Consider the following 19740-nt stretch of genomic DNA (forward strand, 5'->3'; position numbering starts at 1 on the left):
TTACCTGCAGGGCAGCAACTGGGCATGAAAGGTCCGACAATGAAGGCAGTATTGGTTTCGCTGGTGATCGCGGTGTTCGTTCTGGTCCGCCCGGCGGTGGCACAACAATCGCAGCCCGAGGTGGTCTGGGTGCAGATCGAAGCGCATCCCAGCCTGCGGGTGGCACAATTGCGGGCGCAGGATTTCGCTGCCACACTGCCGGACGTGAACGGCTTTTCGCTGGGCGGCAACTGGTATGGCATCCTGCTGGGCCCCTACCGGCGCACCGACGCGGACCGGGTGCTGCAGGCCTACAAGGCGGGCCGGACCATCCCGGCCGACAGTTTCATCACCTTCTCGTCCCGGCTGGGGCAGCAGTTCTGGCCGGTGGGCGCCGATCTCCTGGGCCGGGGGGCCGTGGCCGCGCCCGCCCTGCCCGGCGCGGTGGCAGAGCCGCCGCAGCAGGTGGCGCAGGCAGAGCCGCAGCCCTCAGACGAGACCCCTGCCGACGCCCGGCGCAGCGAAAGCCTGCTGAGCCGCGCCGAACGCGAGGGGCTGCAGATCGCCCTGCGCGCGGCCGGTTTCTACAGCTCCGCCATCGACGGCGCCTTTGGCCACGGGACGCGGCGGTCGATGGCCGACTGGCAGGCGGCGAACGGCTTTGAGGCCACCGGCGTGCTGACCACCGCGCAGCGCAAGCAGCTGATGGACGATTACAACGCACCGCTGATCAGCGCCGGCATGGCCCCGCATCTGGATGCCAGCGCCGGGATCGAGATGCAGATCCCCGCCGGGCTGGTGCGCTTTTCCCGCTATGAACCGCCCTTTGCCCATTTCGAGGCCAGCGGCGATGTTCCCGTGCGCCTGTTGCTGATCAGCCAGCCCGGCACCCGGGCCACGCTGCACGGGCTCTTCGACATCATGCAGACGCTGGAAATCGTGCCGCTGAACGGCCCCCGCGAGAAACGCCGGGACAGTTTCACGCTCGAGGGGCGCGGCAACGGGATGGTCTCCTATACCGAGGCGGCGTTGCAGGACGGGCAGATCAAGGGGTTCACGCTGGTCTGGCCCGAGGGCGACGAGGCGCGCCGCGCCCGCGTGCTGGCCGCGATGAAATCCAGCTTCCGCCGCATCGACGGGGTGCTGGACCCCGCCACGGGCAGCGATATCGACCAGCATATCGACCTCGTATCAGGGCTCGAAGTGCGCAGGCCGCGCCTGTCCCGGTCCGGGTTCTTCGTCGACCGCCGCGGCGCCGTGGTCACCACCGCGCAGGCGGTCCAGGGCTGTTCGCGGATCACGCTGGACCATGACATCGCCGCCGAGGTGGCGGCCAGCGACGCGGACAGCGGCATCGCGGTGCTGCGCCCCGCCGCCCCGCTGGCGCCGATCGCGGTGGCCCGGCTGCGCGCCGGATCGCCGCGGCTGCAATCCGAGGTGGCCGTGGCCGGCTATTCCTACGAGGGCATCCTGGGCGCGCCGACCCTGACCTATGGCCAGCTGGCGGATGTGCGCGGGCTGAACGGCGAGACCGGGCTGAACCGGCTGTCGCTTGCCGCGCTGCCCGGCGACGCGGGCGGGCCGGTGATCGATGCCGGCGGCGGCGTGCTGGGCATGCTCCTGCCCGCGCAGGACGGCGACCGCAAGCTGCCCGAGGATGTCAGCTTTGCCGCCGACGCGGACCGGATCGACGCGCTGCTGACACAGGTCGGGATCACCCCGGAACGCGCCGATGACGGCGCCGCGCCGGCCGATCTGGACCGGGTCGCGGGCGCGATGACCGTGCTGGTGAGCTGCTGGGACTGAGGTCTCGGGCGTGGGGGCGTGGGGCGCGCCCTCACGCCCGCCAGAACCGCAGCGTGAACATCACATAGACGGCCAGCAGTTCCAGCCGCCCGATCAGCATCGAAACCGACAGGATCCACTTGGCCGTGGGGTTCACCTCGGCAAAGTTGCCGGTGGGGCCGATCTTGTCGCCCAGGCCGGGGCCGATATTGGCCAGCGCCGTCGCCGCCCCGGAGACCGAGGTGATGAAATCCTCGCCGGTGAGCGCGAGCGCCCAGGACACGATCCCGAGCGTCACCACGAAAAAGACCAGAAACGACGTGACCGAATCGAGCACCTCGGCGGTCACCTTCTGGCCCTGGAACCGGGGGATGAACACGCCATGCGGCATGCGGATGCGCCGCACCTGCGCCCGGATCGACGCGAACAGGATCTGATAGCGGAAGATCTTGATCGAACACGCGGTCGACCCGGCGCACCCGCCGATCAGCCCGACGAAAAAGAACATCATGATCAGGAACGGACCCCAGGTCATGTAGTCGGCGCTGGCATAGCCGGTGCCGGAAATGATCGAGGTGATGTTGAACAGCGCCTCGCGGAAGGAATGTTCCGGGTGGCGGGGGAAAATGGTGGTCAGCACCATGGTCGCGATCACCACCAGCACCGTGATCGTTCCCAGAAAGGCGCGCACCTGCGAATCGCGCAGCAGCTGCCTCAGCGACCCGCCATTGACCAGCTGCACATAGCGCACGAATGGCAGCGCGGCCAGGATCATGAACACCGACGCCACATATTCCATCGGCCCGGAAAAGGTGCCGAACGAGGCATCGTAGGATGAAAACCCGCCGGTGGAAACCGTGGTGAGCGCATGCACGACCGCGTCGAACCCGCTCATCCCGAGCGTGGCATAGCAGAGCGCGCAGACGGCAGTGAGACCGATGTAGATCCACGAGATCTGGCGCGAGATCTCGGTGGCGCGCGGCAGGATCTTGCCGCCGGTGTCAAAGGCCTCGGACTTGAACACCTGCATCCCGCCCACGCCCAGTTCGGGCAGGAACACCATCGCCATGACGATGATGCCGATGCCGCCCAGCCATTGCAGGATGCTGCGCCACAGCAGCACCCCCTGCGGCAGGTCGTCGAGCCCGGTGATCACGGTGGCCCCGGTGGTGGTCAGGCCCGACATCGCCTCGAAAAACGCATCGGTGTAGTTCAGCCTGGTTTCCCCCAGCATCAGGGGCAGACCGCCAAAGAGCGGCAGCGCGATCCAGATCGCGGTGACCAGGATGAATGTCTGCTGGGTCGTCAGCCTCCCGCTGCGCCCGTTGGCACAGCTCAGCGCCAGCAAGCCGCCGGAGAGCACGGTGATGATGCCCGATTGCAGGAAAACGCCCCAGTGTCCGCGCCCTTCGGCGAGGTCGAACAACAGCGGCACGGCCATCATGGCGCCCAAGATGGCGACCAGCAGGCCGATCACGAAACCAACGGGGCGCAAGTCCAGCATGGGCGCAAGCGTTGGCGTGCGCGGCCCGGGCTGTCAAGCCGCGCACGGGTGCTTCAGCGACGGATCGGGGTCAGTCCTCGGTGCCGGAGCTGCGCGCCGGGATCGCCGGCGGTGCCGACGGGGCGCGGCTGGTCTTGCGCGCGGGCTTGGCGGCCCCGGTTGCCGGTGCATCCGCCGCTTCGGGCTTCGGTGCAGCTTTGGGTGCAGATTTCGGTGCGGCGGCCTTGGCGGCGGGCTTCGGCGCGGCGGCTTTCGTTGCAGCGGGCTTGGTTGCAGGCTTCGGTGCCTCGGCCTTGGCGGCGGGTTTCGGTGCAGCAGCCTTTGTCGCGGATTTCGCCGTTGCCGTCTTGGCGGCAGGCTTCGGCGCGGCGGGTTTCGGTGCCGCGGGCTGCGGCGCCACGGGCTTGGCGGCCGGTTTCGCGGACGACTTGGCGGGCAGTTTGGCAGGCCGCTTGGCGGGCCTTTTGGCAACTGTCCTGGCGGGCGCCTTGGCAGGTGTCTTGGGCGCGGGCTCGGCCGGGTGTGCGACCGGCGCGACAGCCATCCCGCCAAATGGCTGGGTCGCCAGGAAGGCGCGTGTCATGTACCGGGCGAGGTCGATCTGATTGCTCAGGGCGGTGCTGGCAAGGCGCAGATAGGCGCATTGCAGTTCAACCGGATTGGGAAACGGGGTCATCTCAGGGTATCTCCGAAGACAGGTGTTGAAAGAAGGGGAACCGGGACCGGCAGGCGCGGGCCCCGCGCCTCGAGCCGGGCACGGTTGGCGCTGGTGCGCGATGCGTAGGGGTCGATCATCGCCCCGAACACGCGTTCCGGGCCGTATCCCGACATCGCCGTGAACGCGGCTGCAATCGCCGCTTCGAACATGGCAGGAGGTTTCTCGAGGGCCATGCGGGCGGGTTCGTCATGCGGCATCGACCAGCCACCAGACAGCCCCAGCAGACGCATGGATGCCACCATCTGGGCATCCGCGACCATCCGGCCGGCCCGCCAGACCTGGCAGACCATACCCTGGGCGCTCTCGATCGTGTTCAGCACCTGAACGAACTCCAAACCTCGGGACGGCGCGGACAGGGTCACGCGCCATCCCGGTCAATATAGGAATTCACTTCGCGATTGCAGCATCTTTTCGCCGCATTGCAGCATAATTGCGGCAAAAATGCGGATTTCGGCCTATCCGGTGTGGAAAAGAGAGGCAAAAAGGCGCGGATCGAGGCTGTGCGCGGCAAAACCGGAGCCTTCGGTGAGAACGCTGACCGCATCGTGGCTGTGCAGGCTTTCCTGGTGGCTCGCAACGACGCGGAAATCGCCGACGCGCGGATCCTGTTCCAACTCATGCGCGAACAGACGCGCGGCATCCTCGACGAAGATCGGGTTGGCGGCGTTGAGTTCGGCAAATGCCTGTTCGTCCTCGCGCTTGACCATCACCTGGGTCTCGGTCGGCACCGCGCGCCGCGCCATGTCGATGGCGTCCTCGAACCACAGGCAGTCGCCGGGCAATATCTGCATCGACAGCCGGGCCACCGACCGTTGCGAATGCGGCGTGGCCAGTTGCCCGCGCCTGTCGCGGGCATGTTCGGCCAGTTCCAGCGAACAGGGGCAGGTGGAGGAATAGACATAGTCCAGGTGCAGATTCTTCTGCCGCTTCCCGCCCTGGTCGACCAGTTCCAGCGCGATGTCGTAATACTGGAACCCGGTCAGCCCGGACCGCAGGCTTTCGACCCGCGCGGGAAAGGAAAACCGCATCTGGATACGGGCATCGAAACTGTCGAGATCGGCACGGTAGTCGGCGAGCGCCGCCTCGATCACCTCGAAGCTGAAGGTGCGGTCCGCATGGCGGTAGAAACTGCGCATGATCCGCGACATGTTGATGCCCTTGCGGTCGGCGTCGAGGCTGACCGTGCCGGTGACCGAGGTTTCCAGAACCAGATCGCCATCGTCGCGGGTGTGGAACCGGATCGGCAGGCGGAAATTGGAGATGCCCACATGCTGGATCTGCCGCCGCGCGCCCTGGATCAGGCTGGCCGGACCGTTCTGCAGGTCGGGCAGCGTGGCGCGATAGGCCTCGTCGGCGCGGAAATCCCGCGGGTAGTCGCGCGACAACGGCCCGCCGTTTCGCGGCCCGCGCAGCAGCGCCTCGGCGTCGGGGCCAAGTGCTGCGATTTCCTCACCGGTGGCGGTGGCGGCCCAGTCACGCAGCAGCGTCAGCGCATCGGCAGCGTCGGTTGCATCCGGGCCGGGTCGGTGGATATTCATGGGCTTCGCTCCGTTGTCGGTACGTCCCATCTAGGGGCTGACCACGCCGAACGCCAATGATTTCATGGCCGCCCCGGCGCGGGGCCGGTCCGGAACGCGCCCGGTTTCAGACCCCTGCGGCGATGTCGAGCGCCCGCGTCACATCCGCGATCAGGTCGGAACTGTCCTCGATTCCCACGGAAAACCGCACCAGCCCCGGCGTGATCCCCAGCCTCTGCCGGTGTTCCTCGCTCAGCCGCTGGTGGGTGGTCGTCGCGGGATGGGTCACAATGCTTTTCGCGTCGCCCAGGTTGTTCGAGATCTTGGCGATCCGCAGCGCGTTCAGAAAGGCGAATGCCGCCGCCTGCCCGCCCCTGAGATCGAGCGACAGCACGGTGCCGCCCTTGCCGGTCTGCCGCTGGCACAGCGCATGTTGCGGATGGGTGGGCAGGCCCGGATAGATCGCACGGGCCAGCGCCGGGTGGTCCTGCACCGCGAGGGCCATGTCCAGCGCGCTGTCGGCCTGCGCGTTGACCCGCAGCGACAAGGTTTCCAGCCCCTTGAGCATCACCCAGGCGGTGAACGGGCTCATCGCGCCGCCGGTGTGTTTCATGTAAGGCTCGACGGTGCCGCGGATGAATTCGCGCGTGCCCAGGATCACGCCGCCCAGCGCCCGCCCCTGCCCGTCGATATGCTTGGTGGCCGAGTAGATCACCACATCCGCGCCCTGTGCGATCGCGTCCGAAAAGACCGGCGTGGCAAAGACATTGTCCACCAGCACCAGCGCGCCGACCGCATGGGCAAGGCCGGATACCGCTGCGATGTCGATGATCTCGAGCGTCGGGTTGGCCATGGATTCGAAAAATACCGCGCGGGTATCGGGCCGGATCGCCGCGCGCCACTGGTCGAGATCGGTGCCGTCGACGAAACTCACCTCGACCCCGAACCGGGTCAGCACCTCGTCGAGCACATAGAGACAGGAGCCGAACAGCGCCCGCGACGACACCACATGATCGCCCGCCTTCAGCATCGCCGTCAGCGCACCGGACACCGCGGCCATGCCCGACGCGGTTGCAAAGGCATCCTCGGCCCCCTCCAGCGCAGCGATGCGTTCCTCGAACATGCGCACGGTCGGATTGCCGTAGCGGGCATAGATGAATTCGTCATCGCCCGACTGGATGAACCGCGCCTCGGCCTGTTCGGCGCTGTCATAGACGAACCCCTGGGTGAGAAAGATCGCCTCGCTGACCTCGGCATACTGGCTGCGGCGGGTGCCGCCATGCACGGCCGCCGTGCGCTTGTTCCAATCCTTCATATCGACCTCCTGGCCCGTTCCGGCCCGTTCTGGCCCGAGGTGGGCCGACGAAAAAAACCCCCGACGCGGCCAAGCGAAAGGGGGCTTTCATCCTGACCTTTTAGCGGTGTTGTTTAACGTGGCCCGCAATCCGGTAACAAATCGCCACGGCCGCCGTTTACGCCGGGCACCGGCTCCCGTCAAGGCCGGTTCCGGGGCGCAACTGTGGCACGGATGCACCGTCACGTTGGCGTTACGGTAGCTTTACCCCTGCATCATACGGTTTCGCCACAGGGACACCACAACATCTTGTGTGAGGTGCAGCCATGCCGCTGATTCGCATCGATGCCAGCGCCGACCGGCCGGTCGCGCATGACCGGTCCCGGCCCGTCGACGAGTTGCTGGCCGAACATCTTCGGGGCAGCGGGCCGGTGGTGGTCATGATCCACGGGTATAAATACCAGCCCGGCGACCCGGTGCGTTGCCCGCATCGGCAGATCCACGCCCTGCCGGCCGAGCCCGCGCGCGGACCATCCGACGCATGGCCCTGGCCGCTGGGCTTCGGTCGGGGCGACCGCGACGAGGGGCTCGCCATCGCTTTTGGCTGGAACGCACGCGGGTGGCTGCACCAGGCGCATGACCGGGCGGCTCTGGCCGGGCGGGCCCTGGCGGCGGCGCTGGTCCCGCTGCACGCGGCCGACCCGTCGCGCCCGATCCACGTCATCGCGCATTCGCTGGGGGTCGAGCCGGCACTCGAGGCCCTGCATCACCTGCCGGCAGGCGCGGTGGACCGCATGATCGCGCTGACCGGGGCCAGCTATCGGTCACGCGCCGAGGCGGCTCTGACCACCCCGGCGGGACGCATGGCGACGTTCCTCAACGTGACCAGCCGCGAAAACGCCCTGTTCGACCGGATGTTCGAATGGCTGGTGCCCGCACCGGGCGATGGCGACCGGGCCATCGGCAACGGCCTTGCCGCGCCGAACGCGGTGACGCTGCGGCTGGATTGCCCGCGCGTGCTGGCACATCTGCAGCAATGCGGCTTCCCGGTGGCACCGCCGCTGCGGCGGGTTTGCCACTGGTCGGGATATACCCGCCCCGGCGTGATGAGGCTCTACCGCGCGCTGCTGCGCAACCCGGCGATGATGGTGCGCCTGCGGGCGGGCCTGCCCGCGCCCCCCGCAGCCGCGGCATGGCAGCTGCCGATACCGCGCCCCGCCGCGCCGGCCTTGCCCGTCGCGAGGAAAGCCTGATCGCCGGTGGTGCTGACAGCGCAAGGCACAGTTGCGGGTGGAACCGATGGCGGGCGGGCCAGGGGCGGACGGGAACACCGGGGACGACGCGCTCCCGCCCCCGCGCCAGCCCGGCTGCGCCGGGCCGTTTGCGGCGTTGGGCCGGGCCGCGCGGCCTGCGGCCACGCGGCGGCACCCTGTGACATGCGCAACCGCACCGAGCGCAGCGAGGTGCCCGGCCCAACCGGGGGGCCTGCATGTTTCATGCAGGCCCCCCGGGCGGGAGCGCCCCGGTTCCGGTCAGTCGGTGTTCTTCCCCGACGCGTCGGGGGCCTCGTGATCGCGAAACAGCCGGCCCTGGGTCAGAAAGAATGCGAACAGCGCCGCCGTCAGCCCGAAGGTCTTGAACCAGACCCATGTATCGGTGGTCTGGGTTCGCCAGACCAGTTCGTTCGCCACCGCCAGCCCGAAGAAGAAAGCGCAAAGACGGCGGGTCAGGATCATCCATCCTTCCTGCGTCAGGGGCAGCGCCTCTTCCATCACATATTGCAGCCAGGATTGCCCGCGCAGCAGCCCGAGGCCCAGAAGCCCGCCGAACAGCAGGTAGATCGCCGTCGGTTTCATCTTGAAGAACCGGTCGTCGTTGAACCAGACCGACAGCCCGCCGAACACCACCACGAGCACCAGCGTGGCCACCTGCATCCGCGACAGGTGCCCGGTCAGCCGCCACAGCAGCAGCGTGGAGGCGATGATGAGCGGGATGAAGCAGGCGGTCACGACGATGAACCCGTCGTAGCCGGTGCCGCCGATGGTGACCACCTCGCCGCGCAGTTTCAGGTAGGCGACGAAGAAGGCCACGATGGGGCCGAGTTCGAGCCCGAGCTTCAGGGCGGGACTGATCGTTCTGTCGGCCATTGCGGTTCCTTCCTGTCGCTCAGCCACCCAACTCAACTATCACCGCCCCCGCCGCGATCAAGGCCATAAGTGCGGCTCGGCGCGGCCCGACGGGTTCCTTCAGCACCAGCCAGCCGATCAGCGCGGCAAACACCGTCGATGTCTCGCGCAGCACCGCCGCCTCGCCGACCTTGTCCAGGCGCGTCGCCAGCATGATCGAGCCGAAACTGCCGAAGGCGATCACCCCGCCCACCAGGCCGCGCAGCATCAGCGGCCCCGGCGCGGGACGGTCGGCCATGGCCCGCCACCGCAGTAGCGCGATCACCGGCATCACCGTGCCGTCGATCATGAAGAACCAGGCCAGGAAGGTGAACGGGTCCGCGGTCGCGCGGATGCCGTAGGCGTCGTAAGTGGTGTAGAGCGCCACGAAGAGCCCCGTCACCACCGCCAGCCCCAGCGCCACCGGCAGGATGTCGCGCTGCGTCTCCAGGAACAGGAGGTTGTAGAGCGCGAGGCCGAATATGCCGGCCAGCAGCACCGCCACCCCCATCCACTGAACCGGTGAAAACACTTCGCCGAACAGCAGATAGGCGCCGATCACCGCAAAGAGCGGGCCGGTGCCGCGCACCACCGGGTAGACGACGGTATAGGCGCCCTTGGTATAGGCCAGCGCCTGCAGGATCTTGTAGCCCACATGGATCGCCCAGGCGATCGCGAAGATCGGCCACATATGCGGCTCGGGCCAGGGCACGACGAACAGCGCGAAGGGCGCGGCCATCAGGCCGTAGGAGGCATCGATCGCCCCGCGCGAGAGCCATGGATCGTGCCGCCCCTTCTGCAGCGCGCCGAAAGCCGCGTGCAGGAACGCCGCCGTGATTGCCAGCCACAGCGCGAGACTGTGCCCCGCCTCGGTGTTTTCGAGCGAGACCAGCCAGCCGCTCATCGTCGCGCCCTCGACCGGACCGTCTGCCGCCGGGGGTTTTCCACCCCCGGACCCCCGGAGGATATTTGCGGCAAGAGGAAGGGCATGGCCGGGTCAGGCGGCATCGAGACCGGTCAGCGCGGCGGCAAACTCCTCGGGATCGAACGGGGCGAGATCGTCGATCTGTTCGCCGACGCCGATGGCGTGGATGGGCAGGCCGAACCGGTCCGCCAGCGCGACCAGGACGCCGCCGCGCGCAGTCCCGTCAAGCTTCGTCATCACCAGCCCCGACACGTCCGAGATGCGCTGGAAGGTCTCGACCTGGCTCAGCGCGTTCTGGCCCGTCGTCGCGTCGAGCACCAGCAGCGTGTTATGCGGCGCGGTTTCATCCTTTTTGCGGATCACGCGGACGATCTTGGCCAGTTCCTCCATCAGGTCGGCGCGGTTCTGCAACCGGCCCGCCGTGTCGATCATCAGCAGGTCGGCGCCGTCTTCCTGCGCGCGGGTCATCGCGTCATAGGCCAGGCTGGCCGGGTCGGAGCCTTCGGGTGCGGTCAGCACCGGGACACCGGCGCGGTCCCCCCAGACCTGCAGCTGTTCGACCGCCGCGGCGCGAAACGTGTCGCCCGCGGCGATCACCACCTTCTTGCCGGCGGATTTGAACTGGCTGGCCAGCTTGCCGATGGTGGTGGTCTTGCCCGAGCCGTTCACGCCGACCACCAGCACCACCTGCGGGCGCCGGGGATAGAGCGGCAGCGGGCGGGCGACCGGTTCCATGATCCGCGCGATCTCGTCGGCCAGCAGCTTCTTGATCTCGCGGCTCGACAGTTTGCGGCCGAACCGGCCCTCGGCCATGTTGGCCGTCACCCGCAGCGCCGTATCCACCCCCATATCCGCCGAGATCAGCAATTCCTCGAGCTGCTCGAGCATGTCGTCGTCGAGCGCGCGGCGCAATTCGGGCGCCGCTGCGGCGCCCTCGCGCCGGAACAGGCGGGTCAGCAGGCCGGCGCCATCGCCGCCGCCGATTTCGGGAGGAGGCGGTGACGGTTCGGGGTCGGCCGGCATCGGCGCCGGGGCGGGTTCGGGCCGGGGGGACGGGTCGGGCGCGGGCGTGGGTATCTCGGGGACCGGCCGGGGTTCGGGGTCCGGGTCGGGGATCACCGGGTCGGGATCGGGCAGGGTGGCCTCGCCGCCATCCTCGACGATCGCCTCGAGGCCCTGGTCGAGCTTCGAGGATGATTTGAACAGCCGGTCCTTGAGTTTCGTGAAAAACGCCATCCGGGCCTCCGCAACACGCCGCGTCTCACCTAATGCGGAATGGGGCGGGATGCAAAGCGTCAGATAAAGGCATACCAGATGCCGAACATCGCGCCCCAGTAGAACGGCCATATGATGCCGGGGGTCCAGCGCAGCGCCGGATGATCCGGCGGCAACGCGAATTTCTCGATCGCCAGCACCGTATCCGACAACATGAAGGCGAGCGCCGCGGGCACCACCAGCGCCAGCCGCCCGTCACCGGGCAGGCACAGCGCCGCCAGCCCCATGGCGAGGATGACCGGGATATAGGCGCTGACGACCCCGCGCATGGCCCCGGCGCGCGGCCCGATCCAGCGCAGGACCGCCAGCACCAGCACGCCCAGCCCGAGCGCGATCCATATCCGCGGCGGCGCGAGGATCCGCGCGGGATCGGCGGCGGGATCGCCGAGAAACAGGGCGATCAGCACCAGGTGGCCCAGCGCAAAGGCCCCTGCGCCGGTGATGAACGCGCGGTCACCGGAGCGGGACAGGCAGGCATCGCCCAGCGAACACAAAAGCAGCGCCAGCACCAGCAGCGCCGGGCCCTGCGCCGCCCAGGCCGCCAATGCCAGCAGGCCCACCGCGCCGGTCTTGGCCACCGTGCGCCCTGTCGACGGCGGGCGGGAGGCCAGCGGCAGGTAGATCAGCGCGCAGGTGACGGCCAGGGGCATCGCGATGCCCGCGGCCGGGGCGAGGAACTCGGTCATGCCCCCGTGCCTAGAGCATGACCGGGGTCCCGGAAAGAGGTGACGTGCCGGGATCCGGCGGTCAGGCCGGCATCGGCAGGTGGGCGGGTCCGGGACGGCGCGTTTCGCCCAGCCCCAGCAGTTCCCGGGTCATCGACGACAGGGTCGGGCGCGGCGGGCCGAGCGTGGCCTGCACCTCGCCGGGGATGAATTCCAGCACGGCTTCGTGCTTGCGCGCCAGGTGCTGCATGCATTCGTTTTCGCGCAGGCAGGTCATGTGCAGGGTGCGCACCGAGCGGTTCTGCGCCGCTGCGATCAGGCGGGTGAACAGGGCATCGCCGATCCCCGCATGCTGCCAGTCGCGCTGGATCGACAGCGCGGCCTCGGCTATCCGCGGCCATTGCGACAGGAAACCGCAAAGCTCGGCCAGGCCGCGCAAGCGGCCATCGACATAGGCGCCGAAGACGACCGAATCCATGCCGAGCAGGTGTTCGGCATAGCGTTGCACGCAGATATCCTTTTGCGGCACGCCAAAGCGCAACCGGCGCGATTCGGCGTCGAGCAGCAGGAAATGGTCGACGATATCCTGCCGGTCCGCCGGCCAGAGGCGGCGAATCTCGGTTCGTTCGAGTAAAGAGCTACAGTCCATTGCTACGGGCTCCGTCATAGTGGCCATACCGGCCCCCTGTTGTCGTGCCCTCCCCGGATGAGCTAATGCTGCGATGCGGCATATTCAAGGGAATTACACGCGACGTTACGGCACCCGCCGGGCTCCCGCGACCCACTGCACATATATCCGGCGAAACCGGCGCAAGGTGCCGGAATCATTTGCAGATGCCGAAGCCGTCCCCGCGGCTAGATCTCGTCCGGGAAATGTTTCATCGCCAGCCGGATCGGGTTCGGCGCGGCCTGCCCCAGCCCGCAGATCGAGGCATCGGCCATGGCCTGGCACAGGTCTTCCAGCAGCGGCTGGTCCCAGTGATCCGCCTGCATCAGCTTGACCGCCTTCTCGCAACCGACCCGGCAGGGCGTGCATTGCCCGCAGCTTTCATCCTCGAAGAACCGCAGCATGTTGAGCGCCGCGTCGCGGGCGCTGTCCTGATCCGACAGGACCACGACGGCGGCAGAGCCGATAAAGGTCCCGTGCGGCTGCAGCATGTCGAAATCCAGCGGCACGTCCGACAGCGACGCCGGCAACAGCCCCGATGACGGCCCGCCTGGCTGGTAGGCCTTGAACCGGTGGCCCTCGGCCATTCCGCCCGCCGCGTCGATGATTTCCGCGATGGTGGACCCGGCCGGCAATTCATAGACCCCCGGCGCCCTGACCCGCCCGGACACCGAGTAGTTGCGCAGCCCGACGCGGCCGTTGTGATGGACCGAGGACATGATCTCGGGGCCGTCGCGCAGGATCCGGCAGACCCAGTGCAGCGTTTCCACGTTGTGAACCAGCGTGGGCCGCCCGAACAGCCCGACCTGCGCCACGAATGGCGGCCGGTGGCGCGGCATCCCGCGCTTGCCCTCGATCGATTCGATCATCGCGCTTTCTTCGCCGCAGATATAGGCGCCCGCGCCCCGGCGCAGTTCGACATAGCCTTGGGATATGATCCCGGCCTGTTCCAGCGCGGCGATTTCGCGGGCGAGGATCTTGAGGATCGCGGGGTATTCGTCGCGCATGTAGATATAGCAGCGCGTGGCCTCGACCGCCCAGGCCGCGATCAGCATACCCTCAAGAAATACATGGGGTTGCCGTTCGAGGTGAAAGCGATCCTTGAAGGTGCCGGGTTCGCCTTCGTCGCCATTCACGGCCAGATAGCGCGGCGCCGGTTCGGCCCGCACGAAACCGGTTTTCCTGCCCGCCGGGAACCCGGCGCCGCCCAGCCCGCGCAGTCCGGCGGAAAACACGGTTTCCAGCGTTGCCTCCCAGTTGCCTCCGGCGCGCAGCTGACCGAGCTTTTCATACCCGCCACCGGCGCGATAGGCGTCGAACCGCTGGTAATCGGGGATCTTCGCGCCCGTATCACCGGCGGCAATCGCGGCCAGGACGGACTCGGGGGTGGCGTGGTCGATATGGTTGTGACCCACCTCGACGGTGGGCGCGGTGTCGCAACGGCCCATGCAGGGCGCGCGCAGGATACGGACCTGCGCCGGATCGGTGCCCGCGTCCAGCGCCGCCCTGAGCGCCTGCGCCCCGGCCAGTTCACATGACAGGCTGTCGCAAACCCGCACCGTCAGCGCCGGCGGCGGCGTTTCGCCTTCGCGCACCACGTCGAAATGGGCGTAGAAACTGGCGACCTCGTAGACCTCGGCCTGGGCCAGCCCCAGCTCCTCGGCCAGCGCGCGCAGATGCGCCGCCGACAGGTGGCCACGGGCATCCTGGATCACATGCAGGTATTCGATCAGCAGATCGCGCCGGCGCGGCCTGTCGCCCAGCAGATCGCGCAGTTCGGCCAGCGCGGTGTCGTCCAGCTGGCGGCCCTTGGGTGTGCGGCGCCCCTTGCCCCGCCCCGATTTCCACACCCCTTTGCGATCCTGCGCCGACATTGGTATGCCTCCTGTCCCGACAGGTCGATCTATAGCGCAGCCATTGTCGCGGGAGGAGCCAAAAGCGACATTCACCCGCGACTTTGCGCGGCCCCGCGCGATCTGCGAGACTTGTCCACATGATTGCGCGTGCCCTGATTCTCTTGCTGCTGGCGGCGCCGGTCGCCGCCGAAACGCCGCTCAGCGCCGAGGCGTTCGATGCCTATACCCGTGGCAAGACATTGTATTATGGCCATGCGGGGCAGGCCTATGGGGTCGAAAGATACCTCGATGACCGCCGCGTCGTCTGGTCCTTTCTCGATGGCAAATGCCGGAACGGGTTCTGGTACGAGGATGCCGGGCTGATCTGTTTCCTCTACGAGGACCGCCGCGACCCGCAATGCTGGAGTTTCGCGCAGACCCAATCCGGCCTGATCGCCCGGTTCGAGAACAGCACCGAACAGACCGAACTCTACGAAGCGCAGGATATCGGGCAGGACATGGTCTGCCACGGTCCCGACGTGGGCGTGTGATCCCGTTGCGGGCCGGTCCGGCGGCTCAGCGATCCGGCCGCACTGCGAGACGGCCATCGGCGAACTCGATATCGAGCCTGGGCGCGCCCGCCGCGGCGGTGCGCGTGGTCACCACATCCTCCCCGACGCGCACCACCGCGTAGCCCCGCGTCAGGGTGGCGCGATAGCCCAGGGTCTCGCGCAGCCGGTCCACCGCGTCGAGCCGCGCCCGCAGCATCCCCGTATGCGAGGCACCCGCCGCCGACAGCCGGCGCGACAGCCCGTCGAGCGCGCTGCGGCCGCGCGTGATCCGGTCGGCCAGCCGGTCCGGGGTCAGCCGCGCCTCGCGGTCGCGCAGCCGCCGCCGCGCCTCGTCCAGCAGCCGGCGCAGGTGGCCCGGCCGCAACGCGCCCGCCGTCTCGGACAGCTGCACGCGGTGAACCTGCACGTTGCGGACCAGCGCGCGCGGCAGCCGGTCCGACGCGAAATCGAGCCGCTGGCGCGGCACGTCGAGCAGCGTCCCCGGCCTGGGCAGGGCACGCGACAGGTCGGCCAGCCGCTGGCGCCGCTGGCTGACCGCGTTGCCGGCGGCACGGGTCAGCCGCGCCCCCTGCCCGTCCAGCGCCGCCATCAGGTCCAGCCGCACCGGCACCGCAAGTTCGGCGGCGGCCGTGGGCGTCGGCGCGCGCTGGTCGGCGGCATAATCGATCAGCGTGGTATCGGTTTCATGCCCGACCGCCGAAATCAGCGGTATCCGGCTGGCGGCGGCGGCGCGGGCCACGATCTCTTCGTTGAACCCCCACAGGTCCTCGACCGATCCGCCGCCGCGGGCGACGATGATCAGGTCGGGCCGGGGCAGCGCGCCGCCCGGCGTCAGCCGGTTGAACCCGTCGATGGCGCGGGCCACCTCGGGGGCGCAGGCCGCGCCCTGCACCGCCACCGGCCAGATCAGCACCTTGCGCGGGAACCTCTCGCGCAGCCGGTGCAGGATGTCGCGGATCACCGCGCCCGATGGCGAGGTCACCACGCCGATGATCCGCGGCAGGTAGGGCAGGCGCTGCTTGCGGGCGGCGTCGAACAGCCCCTCGGCCGCCAGCTGCGCCTTGCGTTTCTCCAGCAGCGCCATCAAGGCGCCCTGCCCGGCCACCGCGACCTCGTCGACATTCATGTTGTATTTGGACTGCGCGCCATAGGCGGTCAGGCGCCCGGTCACCACCACCTCCAGCCCCTCTTCGGGCAGCACGGACAGCGCCGATACCTGGCCCTTCCAGGTGGTGCAGGCCAGCACGTTCCGGTCGTCCTTGATGTCATAGTAGAGATGCCCGGACCGGGCCCGGAACACCCGCCCCACCTCGCCGCGCACACGGACCCGGCCGAACCGGTCCTCGAGCGTGCGCTTCACCGCGCCGGAAATCTCGGACACGGAATATTCCGGCATGTTCTGCCCCGGCTGGGGATCGTCGATCAGGTCTGACATGGGATACCTTGTGATGCGGGTCCGGCCAGCCTAGAACACGGGCGCGGCAAGGCCAAGCGGAAGGACGGTCCCCCAATGAACATCCTCATTCTCGGCGGCGGCGGGCGCGAACATGCCCTCGCCTGGGCGGCGATGCAGAACCCGAAATGCGACCGGCTGATCGTGGCGCCGGGCAATGCCGGGATCGCCCAGATCGCCGATTGCGCGGCGCTGGACATCGAGGATCGCAGCGCGGTGGCGGCCTTTGTCGAGGAAAACGCGATAGATTTCGTGATCATCGGCCCCGAGGCGCCGCTGGCGGCGGGTGTCGCCGACCGGTTGCGCGACGGCGGCATCCTGGTCTTCGGCCCCTCCGAGGCGGCCGCGCGGCTGGAGGCGTCCAAGGCCTTCACCAAGGAGATCTGCGATGCCGCCGGCGCCCCCACCGCGGCCTGGGCACGGTTCACCGATGCCGATGCCGCCCGCGCCCATATCCGCGCCAACGGGGCGCCGATCGTGGTCAAGGCCGACGGGCTGGCCGCGGGCAAGGGCGTGATCGTCGCCGAGACGGTCGACCAGGCCCTGGCCGCCGTCGACGACATGTTCGGCGGCGAATTCGGCACGGCCGGGGCCGAGGTGGTGATCGAGGAATTCATGGCAGGCGAAGAGGCGTCCTTCTTCGTGCTGTGCGACGGCGAAACCGTGCTGCCCATCGGCACGGCGCAGGACCACAAGCGCGTCGGCGAGGGCGACACCGGCCCGAACACCGGCGGCATGGGCGCCTATTCCCCGGCGCCGGTGCTGACCGACGAGATCGCGCAAAGGGCGCTGGACCGGATCGTGCGGCCCACGGTGGCGGAGATGGCGCGGCGCGGCACACCCTACCAGGGCGTGCTCTATGCCGGGTTGATGATCCGCGACGGCGAGCCCCGGCTGGTCGAATACAACGTCCGGTTCGGCGATCCCGAGGCGCAGGTGCTGATGATGCGCCTGGGCGCGCAGGCGCTCGACCTGATGCACGCGACCGCCGAGGGGCGGCTGGCCGACATGCGGGTGAACTGGGCCGACGATCACGCGATGACCGTGGTCCTCGCGGCGCGGGGCTATCCCGGCGCCTACGAGAAAGGCGACGAAATCGGCGGGCTGGCCGATCTGCCCGAAACCAGTTCCGAGATGATGTTCCATGCCGGCACCACCGAACGCGGCGGCAAGGTGCTGGCCGCGGGCGGGCGGGTGCTCAACGCCACCGCGCGCGGGGCCACGCTGGCGCAGGCGCGCGACCGCGCCTATGCGCTGGCGACGGCGGTGGACTGGCCCGGCGGGTTCCATCGCGACGATATCGGCTGGCGGGCGCTGCCGGATCGCGGCTGACACGACCGGCTCAGGCGAGCTGGGTAATGACCATCGTGACCGGTTCGCCGTCCTCGGCCGAGGACCTGTGGCCGCTGCCGGTCACATCCGCCATCCAGAACAGGTCACCCGCAACAAAATCCCGGATCTCGCCCGATCCGGCCTCGACCCGGAACCGACCCGACAGGATCGCCGCGATCTGGCGATGCGGCGACCGGTGGCGCACGCCGCGCCAGCCGGCCGGCAGGGTGAGAAAGACGAACCCGGTGGCCGCGACCGGATCCGAGATATTCAGCGGCGCGGCCGGCGGGACGAAATCGCGCAACGGCAGATCGGCCTCGCGATCCTCGAAATAGGATCGTCCGTCCGCATCCTCGAGCAGCATCGCATAATACATCGCAGACCCTCCATGACCTTCAGGGGCAGGCGGCGGCGCGGGCAACCTCGTGCCGCGCGCTGCCTGCCAGCATATCCAAGGTTACGCGCCGGGAACCGGCATCCGCAAGCAACGGGGCCAACTCAGGGGCTCAACAGCGGCCACCCATGCGCCGGCAACGCCAGCCACGGGGATGACGGCCAGCCGCGCGCGGCGGGCGGGCGCGGGCCACGGGCGCGACGGCAGACGCCGCGCCCCGCTGGGGATCAGATCTGCTTTTCGGGCATCTGCACCACCAGCCCGTCCAGCGCATCGCTGACCTTCAGCTGGCAGGTCAGGCGCGAGCGTTCCGGGTCGGGCTCATAGGCGAAATCGAGCATGTCCTCTTCCATGTCGTCGCGGGCCGGAAGCTTGTCGACCCAGTCGGGATGCACATAGACATGGCAGGTGGAACAGGCGCAGGCGCCGCCGCAATCGGCCTCGATGCCGGGAATGTTGTTGTCGCGGGCGCCTTCCATCACGGTCAGCCCGTTGGCCACCTCAACCACATGTTCGGTGCCGTCATGTTCGATATAGGTGATCTTCGCCATGCCTTGCGGTCCCTTCCGGTGTATCCGGCCTGTCTCTAGCCAAGGCCCGTGGGGCGCACCAGCCCCTTTTTCCCCCGCAACCGGCCCCGGACCGGGTTTCGGCCCGCTTCCGGCTCTGCTAAGCTCCTGTATCTGCGGCAGGAGATGGCCATTATGGCAAATGGGCTTCCAGGAACCGGGTTCCTGTCCGGCGCCTCGGCGCAACTCAAACAGGTGCTCGAATCGCAGGCCACCGAACTGTCGCTGGATCGCGGCCAGGTCTTGTTCGAACATGGCGATGACGGCGACGCGCTGTTCGCGGTCGTGGCAGGAGCGGTGGACATCACCATCCTGTCCGTGGACGGGCGGCGGCTGGCGCTGGACGTGATGCGCCCCGGCGCCATCTTCGGCGAGATCGCGCTGTTCGATCCCGGCCCGCGCACCGCCACCGCCACCGCGGCCGAACCGACCCGCCTGCTGCGCATCCGCTATGCGGATGTGATGGCGCAGGTGCGGCGCAACCCGGATCTGGCGGTGGACCTGATCCAGCTCGCCGGCGAACGGATGCGCTGGATGAACCGGCAGCTCAAGGAACAGGTGTTCCTGCCCCTGCCGGCGCGGCTGGCACGCAAGGTGTTGTACCTGACCCGCGACACCGGGGACGCACCGGCGGCGCTGGGGCTGTCGCAGGCGGAACTGGCCGAGTTCGTCGGCGCGACCCGCGAGGCCGTTTCCAAGACCCTGTCCGCCTGGCGCAAGGCCGGGGTGATCCGGGCCACCCGCGGCGGGCTCGAGGTGCTGGACCGCGCCGCGCTCAGATCGCTGGCCGAACCCGACACGATCTGACCCGCCGCCGGCCGATCCGCCCGACTGTGACCCGGATTACAGACGCAGGCGGCGATTCCCTGCATGGTTGTCACCATCAGAGGCCCGCCGAACGGATCGGCGCCGCCACGGGGTTGGACGCTTACAGATGACGACAAGGATTTCACTTCGCAACCGGGCCATCACCAGGGTCACACGCAGCAAACGCGGCCCGCTGGAACTGGTGTGTTGCTGGTTCGTAATCGATTATTCCCGGTTCCGCGAAACCCAGGACAGGGTGGATGCCCCCGGCATCCATTTCTGAG

The 19740-nt window shown here is 68.6% G+C and carries 20 protein-coding genes and 1 riboswitch; of the genes, 6 read left to right on the forward strand and 14 right to left on the reverse strand.

All coding sequences use genetic code 11. The features are described 5' to 3' along the window. The first annotated feature begins 39 nt into the window (after positions 1-39). Entirely contained in the window at positions 40-1785 is a 1746-nt protein-coding gene (locus C6Y53_RS04020) for a serine protease (protein ID WP_106471251.1), read from the forward strand. A 31-nt stretch (positions 1786-1816) separates the two neighbouring features. Here C6Y53_RS04020 and C6Y53_RS04025 read toward each other — a convergent pair whose 3' ends face one another. From C6Y53_RS04025 to metZ, 5 genes are all read right to left on the reverse strand, one after another. Then, positions 1817-3268, reverse strand: coding sequence for a TrkH family potassium uptake protein (locus tag C6Y53_RS04025; RefSeq protein WP_106471252.1), 1452 nt, complete (start codon positions 3266-3268; stop codon positions 1817-1819). 70 nt (positions 3269-3338) lie between these two features. Further along, positions 3339-3944: a hypothetical protein gene (locus C6Y53_RS04030; RefSeq protein ID WP_149615450.1), complete on the reverse strand. Its 606-nt coding sequence runs from the start codon at positions 3942-3944 to the stop codon at positions 3339-3341. Next, entirely contained in the window at positions 3941-4348 is a 408-nt protein-coding gene (locus tag C6Y53_RS04035) for a hypothetical protein (RefSeq protein ID WP_149615451.1), read from the reverse strand. Before C6Y53_RS04035 ends, C6Y53_RS04030 begins: the two co-directional genes overlap by 4 nt. Before the next feature lie 93 nt (positions 4349-4441). Next, on the reverse strand, positions 4442-5524 hold the full coding sequence (gene folE2, locus C6Y53_RS04040; protein ID WP_106471255.1) for a GTP cyclohydrolase FolE2: 1083 nt from the start codon (positions 5522-5524) through the stop codon (positions 4442-4444). A gap of 106 nt (positions 5525-5630) precedes the next feature. After that, a complete protein-coding gene (gene metZ, locus C6Y53_RS04045) occupies positions 5631-6818 on the reverse strand; it encodes an O-succinylhomoserine sulfhydrylase (RefSeq protein ID WP_106471256.1) in 1188 nt (395 codons plus the stop codon). Positions 6819-6898: 80 nt separating this feature from the next. Further along, a riboswitch (SAM riboswitch) is annotated at positions 6899-6976 on the reverse strand. 147 nt (positions 6977-7123) lie between these two features. Between metZ and C6Y53_RS04050 the strand changes: the two genes are divergently transcribed. Further along, a complete protein-coding gene (locus tag C6Y53_RS04050; protein WP_106471257.1) occupies positions 7124-8050 on the forward strand; it encodes an alpha/beta hydrolase in 927 nt (308 codons plus the stop codon). 279 nt (positions 8051-8329) lie between these two features. On the opposite strand, the gene C6Y53_RS04055 is transcribed toward C6Y53_RS04050, so the two are convergent. The 6 genes from C6Y53_RS04055 to C6Y53_RS04080 all read right to left on the reverse strand — a co-directional run bounded on the left by C6Y53_RS04055 (position 8330) and on the right by C6Y53_RS04080 (position 14368). Continuing rightward, positions 8330-8944, reverse strand: coding sequence for an inner membrane-spanning protein YciB (locus tag C6Y53_RS04055; RefSeq protein WP_106471258.1), 615 nt, complete (start codon positions 8942-8944; stop codon positions 8330-8332). Positions 8945-8963: 19 nt separating this feature from the next. Next, positions 8964-9866, reverse strand: a complete 903-nt coding sequence (locus C6Y53_RS04060) for an EamA family transporter (protein ID WP_106471259.1) — start codon at positions 9864-9866, stop codon at positions 8964-8966. A 93-nt stretch (positions 9867-9959) separates the two neighbouring features. Beyond that, a complete protein-coding gene (ftsY, locus tag C6Y53_RS04065) occupies positions 9960-11123 on the reverse strand; it encodes a signal recognition particle-docking protein FtsY (RefSeq protein ID WP_106471260.1) in 1164 nt (387 codons plus the stop codon). 59 nt (positions 11124-11182) lie between these two features. After that, entirely contained in the window at positions 11183-11848 is a 666-nt protein-coding gene (locus C6Y53_RS04070) for a lysoplasmalogenase family protein (protein WP_106471261.1), read from the reverse strand. A 61-nt stretch (positions 11849-11909) separates the two neighbouring features. Continuing rightward, on the reverse strand, positions 11910-12476 hold the full coding sequence (locus tag C6Y53_RS04075) for a GNAT family N-acetyltransferase (protein WP_106471262.1): 567 nt from the start codon (positions 12474-12476) through the stop codon (positions 11910-11912). Positions 12477-12682: 206 nt separating this feature from the next. Continuing rightward, a complete protein-coding gene (locus C6Y53_RS04080) occupies positions 12683-14368 on the reverse strand; it encodes an NAD(P)H-dependent oxidoreductase subunit E (RefSeq protein WP_106471263.1) in 1686 nt (561 codons plus the stop codon). Positions 14369-14487: 119 nt separating this feature from the next. Between C6Y53_RS04080 and C6Y53_RS04085 the strand changes: the two genes are divergently transcribed. Continuing rightward, entirely contained in the window at positions 14488-14880 is a 393-nt protein-coding gene (locus C6Y53_RS04085; RefSeq protein WP_106471264.1) for a hypothetical protein, read from the forward strand. Positions 14881-14905: 25 nt separating this feature from the next. Here the strand turns inward: C6Y53_RS04085 and xseA are convergent, their stop codons facing one another. Beyond that, positions 14906-16336, reverse strand: coding sequence for an exodeoxyribonuclease VII large subunit (gene xseA / locus C6Y53_RS04090; RefSeq protein WP_106471265.1), 1431 nt, complete (start codon positions 16334-16336; stop codon positions 14906-14908). A gap of 75 nt (positions 16337-16411) precedes the next feature. Here xseA and purD point away from each other — a divergent pair, with 75 nt between their 5' ends. Continuing rightward, positions 16412-17686 carry a phosphoribosylamine--glycine ligase gene (gene purD, locus C6Y53_RS04095; RefSeq protein ID WP_106471266.1) on the forward strand — a complete coding sequence of 425 codons (1275 nt, stop codon included), beginning with the start codon at positions 16412-16414 and terminating at the stop codon, positions 17684-17686. Positions 17687-17696: 10 nt separating this feature from the next. On the opposite strand, the gene C6Y53_RS04100 is transcribed toward purD, so the two are convergent. Further along, the gene (locus tag C6Y53_RS04100; RefSeq protein WP_106471267.1) at positions 17697-18062 is read right to left on the reverse strand and encodes a cupin domain-containing protein; all 366 of its coding nucleotides are present in this window, start codon (positions 18060-18062) and stop codon (positions 17697-17699) included. Positions 18063-18307: 245 nt separating this feature from the next. After that, positions 18308-18631 carry a 2Fe-2S iron-sulfur cluster-binding protein gene (locus C6Y53_RS04105; protein WP_106471268.1) on the reverse strand — a complete coding sequence of 108 codons (324 nt, stop codon included), beginning with the start codon at positions 18629-18631 and terminating at the stop codon, positions 18308-18310. Positions 18632-18784: 153 nt separating this feature from the next. Between C6Y53_RS04105 and C6Y53_RS04110 the strand changes: the two genes are divergently transcribed. Then, positions 18785-19456 (forward strand): Crp/Fnr family transcriptional regulator, encoded by a 672-nt coding sequence (locus tag C6Y53_RS04110; RefSeq protein ID WP_425300347.1) that lies wholly within the window; start codon positions 18785-18787, stop codon positions 19454-19456. 127 nt (positions 19457-19583) lie between these two features. Then, positions 19584-19739: a hypothetical protein gene (locus tag C6Y53_RS20930; protein WP_211299452.1), complete on the forward strand. Its 156-nt coding sequence runs from the start codon at positions 19584-19586 to the stop codon at positions 19737-19739. Position 19740 lies beyond the last annotated feature (1 nt).

The sequence above is a fragment of the Pukyongiella litopenaei genome (genome assembly GCF_003008555.2).
Classification (GTDB): domain Bacteria; phylum Pseudomonadota; class Alphaproteobacteria; order Rhodobacterales; family Rhodobacteraceae; genus Pukyongiella; species Pukyongiella litopenaei.